Here is a 3,159-nt window from a genome sequence, read left to right on the forward strand (position 1 = left end):
GGGTTCCACATCGGTTCTTCCAGATCAGGTGTCGCAACCCTCTGGAATCATACCGGAGCTCGATCGTCCACTATCATTACGCCGCCGTTTCGAGACAGCCTCTAAAGTGGCCTGCATCACGGCAGCCGCAACACAGTATTGGTATTGTCGGAGAGCCTCCACTTCGCGAAGCTGCGCCAGAGTGTCGGCGGAGTCGAGTCATTGCCGACAGCAGGACCTACTAACCGACCGACACCTGCATCCCTATATGGGAGACATCTGGAGACGGCCGATGCCTATCGTTGATGGAAAGACTCTGATTGGCTGGGGAGCGGTGCGAGAGTCGCCTTGGCACTTCGCTGGGCTGTTTGCTTCGCAGGAAGAGGCGCAGCTGAAGGCGGATGCGATGGGAGAAGGATACGTTGCTCTTTACGGCGAGCGGCAAGAGGAGCCGGACACATTTGCATCCGCGGATTCCCCATCAACATCGGCAATCGCTGGGTCGTCAGTCGCGCCGGCGCCAGATGCGGAAGATCCGAGCAGTGGGCTGAAGGCCGTCTCTGCGTGGATTGATGACCACGTCGCGAAAACGCGACGCGAGCAATAAAAGGCATCTTGGTGCTCGACTGCCGAGCGGCTCAAGCATAGTTTCCGGTCCGCCGACTCAACGGCGGGAGGAAAACCATGATCCGTAACATGATGCTCGCAGCCGCCTCGATCGCGCTGCTGTCAACCCCTGCGCTTGCCGCGCCATGCCGCGACGCCAAGGGGAAGTTCATCAAGTGCGCCACAACTGCTCCCGCAAAGACGACGCGCTGCAAGGCAGCCAATGGCAAGTTCGCCAAGTGCGGCACGCCTGGCGCGAAACCGATGTAATGCCACGCGGCTCGCATCACGACGAGACCGGGTTGCTGCTCGAAGATCACGGGCAGCTATCCCTATCGCGAGATGCGGGCGGCACTTGGCGGCTGGACGTGTCGCCCAGCGCAACGCGGATGGTTGGATGTAGGGTAAGAGTGATCGGCACCCGCGCAGACTTCGACCTGCTGGACGTTAGCCAGATCTAGGCGGTGCGACCATCTGACGGTTAAATTTGGTGGGACTCGGTCTAGCTGCTCCTCGGCAAGACTTAAGCAATACGACCGTTCTCAACCCGCGTTGCGGCAGCTCTGCCACTCGGTTCGGAGTACCTCGACCAGCTTGGCGGCGGTCATCGGACGCGCGAGGGGAGCGCCTTGCCCAGCCCATTGAGCACCGAACCCATGCTCGCCCTTTGCCTTGGCGACCGAATGCAGGGCTTTGCCTGCGTCATATGNAGCAGTGCGGTAGCCTTCATCGGCTGCGCTCTCAGGGCAGGCAATAAAGGCGGTGCCAAGCTGCGCGGCAACTGCACCCAGATCGAGGACCGCGGCAATCCCCGCGCCATCCATGATGCCTCCGGCCGCTATTACTGGGAGCCCGGTCTTGAGCACCAGAAGACGTGTGAGCGCGACCGTACAGAGCCTGTCGTCGGGCGCAAAAGGATCGAACACACCTCGATGGCCGCCAGCTTCAATCCCTTGTCCTACGATCGCGTCAATTCCCGCCGCCTCGATTGCACAAGCCTCGGCCAGGCTAGTGGCTGTGGCCATTAAGACGATGCCCCGGTCGCGCAGGGCATTGATGATCGCGACAGGTGGCAGACCGAAGTGAAAGCTGACGACAGGCGGCGCTAATGCGAGCAGCATGGTCAGCATGTCGGGATCGTCGGCGAAACTCTTGTAGACGGCTCGGAGCGCTGCCGGCGGCTTGGCATCGAACGCATTAAAAACAGGCGCAAGCCAATCGAGCCAGGCGGCTTCTCTGACGGGGTCTGGCGTGGCGCTGCCGTGAACGAACAGGTTGACGTTGAATGCTCGGTTCGTTCGCGCCCGTGTCTCTTCGATCATGGCGCGTGCGCCGGGGGCATCCGTCGCTCCAACGCTTATCGACCCCAATCCACCCTGTTCCGAGACTGCTGCTGCAAGTACCGGCGTGGATACCCCTGCCATCGGCGCCTGAACGATGGGAACCGACAAGCCTAATCGATGAACGAAGGAAGCCGACATCTGACACCTTAATGGAAACGCCGCAGCGCTTATGAACCTTGTCGTTGTGCTTGTGAAGGAACGTGCCTGGGGCGTTGGCGGCAGCCGCCGGCCCGCTTCTCATCCCGAAACCCGCCGGTCAGGTTTAAGGCGTATCAGCGCGGCGGGGGCGATCCGAACGGCGAAAGGTGGTGGAAACCGAAATGGCAGCGTTGGAGCGACTGTTGGCAGTAAGCCGGCATTTATCTTCGCGCCTCGGCAGGTCAGCTAAACGCCCTCTAATCGAGATCATTCGCGATTGATTTCAAAAGAACCGATACTGGTCGTTCGCTCAACTCCAGTGTCAGCGCGGCCCACATCGCCTTGACCGTATCACGTTTTCCGGTTGAGCAGCCAAGGCGGGCAATGTTGACGGCCATGAGCTCCGCGGCGCTGAGGGACCGGCGGAGCCGACGTTCCTGATAGTCAATGAAGTGTCCGGGTTTCATTCGACAGCCCGACGGAATGGAAACGCGTCGTCGCCGTGCGCCAGCATCTCATACTGTGTCGCCATTTCGATGTGGATTTGCCGAATACCTGCGTCGGTTGCCTTGTCCGCAAGGGCGCGCGCTGAGGAGGCGCGAACGGCGTAATATGAAGCCTCAATCTGATTCTGCATTGGAATTCTCCTTCCTGAAGCGGGAGCTTTCCAAATACTCTCAGTCACCGACTCGCCATCGCCAGTCCCGGCAATATGGTTTTATAACATATGTTAGGCGACAGAGTCTCGCGCTCGAGCAAAAGCACTCCGTATAGAGAAACGCCCGACCTTTGCCGGCCAGTCGCGCCGAGAAGCGATTGCTCGGTCAACGGCAGGCGTTGGGGCGGCAAAGGTCGGGCCGCGCTTTAACCTGATACCTGCCGGTCGGCTTTCAGGTGGGTGTCATCGATCGATGACACTTAAACGGCGATAGGTGGTGGAAGGCAGTCCGTCTGCTTACCGACGCAATCAGTGGAATCCAGTTTCGCTCCTTAGAGCCCGTCTTGAATCTCAAGCGTAACGAGCGAGGCGTCGGAGGATAACGAGGGCGGCGGCAGCGTAGAGGAAGGCTGTTGCGGAACGGATGGTGTTTTC

Annotated in this window: 5 protein-coding genes; 2 read left to right on the forward strand and 3 right to left on the reverse strand. The window is 60.0% G+C overall.

The genetic code is table 11. From position 1 onward, the window contains the following. Window positions 1-663: 663 nt before the first annotated feature. Together IEV62_RS18005 and IEV62_RS18330 are read left to right on the forward strand one after the other, a co-directional pair. The gene (locus IEV62_RS18005; protein WP_188449959.1) at window positions 664-855 is read left to right on the forward strand and encodes a hypothetical protein; all 192 of its coding nucleotides are present in this window, start codon (window positions 664-666) and stop codon (window positions 853-855) included. Then, window positions 855-1,046, forward strand: a complete 192-nt coding sequence (locus tag IEV62_RS18330; RefSeq protein WP_229733404.1) for a DUF5818 domain-containing protein — start codon at window positions 855-857, stop codon at window positions 1,044-1,046. The genes IEV62_RS18005 and IEV62_RS18330 overlap by 1 nt, the downstream gene beginning before the upstream one ends. 81 nt (window positions 1,047-1,127) lie before the next feature. On the opposite strand, the gene IEV62_RS18010 is transcribed toward IEV62_RS18330, so the two are convergent. From IEV62_RS18010 to IEV62_RS18020, 3 genes are all read right to left on the reverse strand, one after another. Beyond that, a complete protein-coding gene (locus tag IEV62_RS18010; RefSeq protein ID WP_188449961.1) occupies window positions 1,128-2,066 on the reverse strand; it encodes an NAD(P)H-dependent flavin oxidoreductase in 939 nt (312 codons plus the stop codon). Window positions 2,067-2,323: 257 nt separating this feature from the next. After that, the gene (locus tag IEV62_RS18015; RefSeq protein ID WP_188449963.1) at window positions 2,324-2,533 is read right to left on the reverse strand and encodes a hypothetical protein; all 210 of its coding nucleotides are present in this window, start codon (window positions 2,531-2,533) and stop codon (window positions 2,324-2,326) included. Next, window positions 2,530-2,703: a hypothetical protein gene (locus tag IEV62_RS18020; protein WP_188449965.1), complete on the reverse strand. Its 174-nt coding sequence runs from the start codon at window positions 2,701-2,703 to the stop codon at window positions 2,530-2,532. The genes IEV62_RS18015 and IEV62_RS18020 overlap by 4 nt, the downstream gene beginning before the upstream one ends. Window positions 2,704-3,159 lie beyond the last annotated feature (456 nt).

The sequence above is a fragment of the Sphingomonas psychrolutea genome, assembly GCF_014636175.1.
Classification (GTDB): Bacteria; Pseudomonadota; Alphaproteobacteria; order Sphingomonadales; family Sphingomonadaceae; genus Sphingomonas; species Sphingomonas psychrolutea.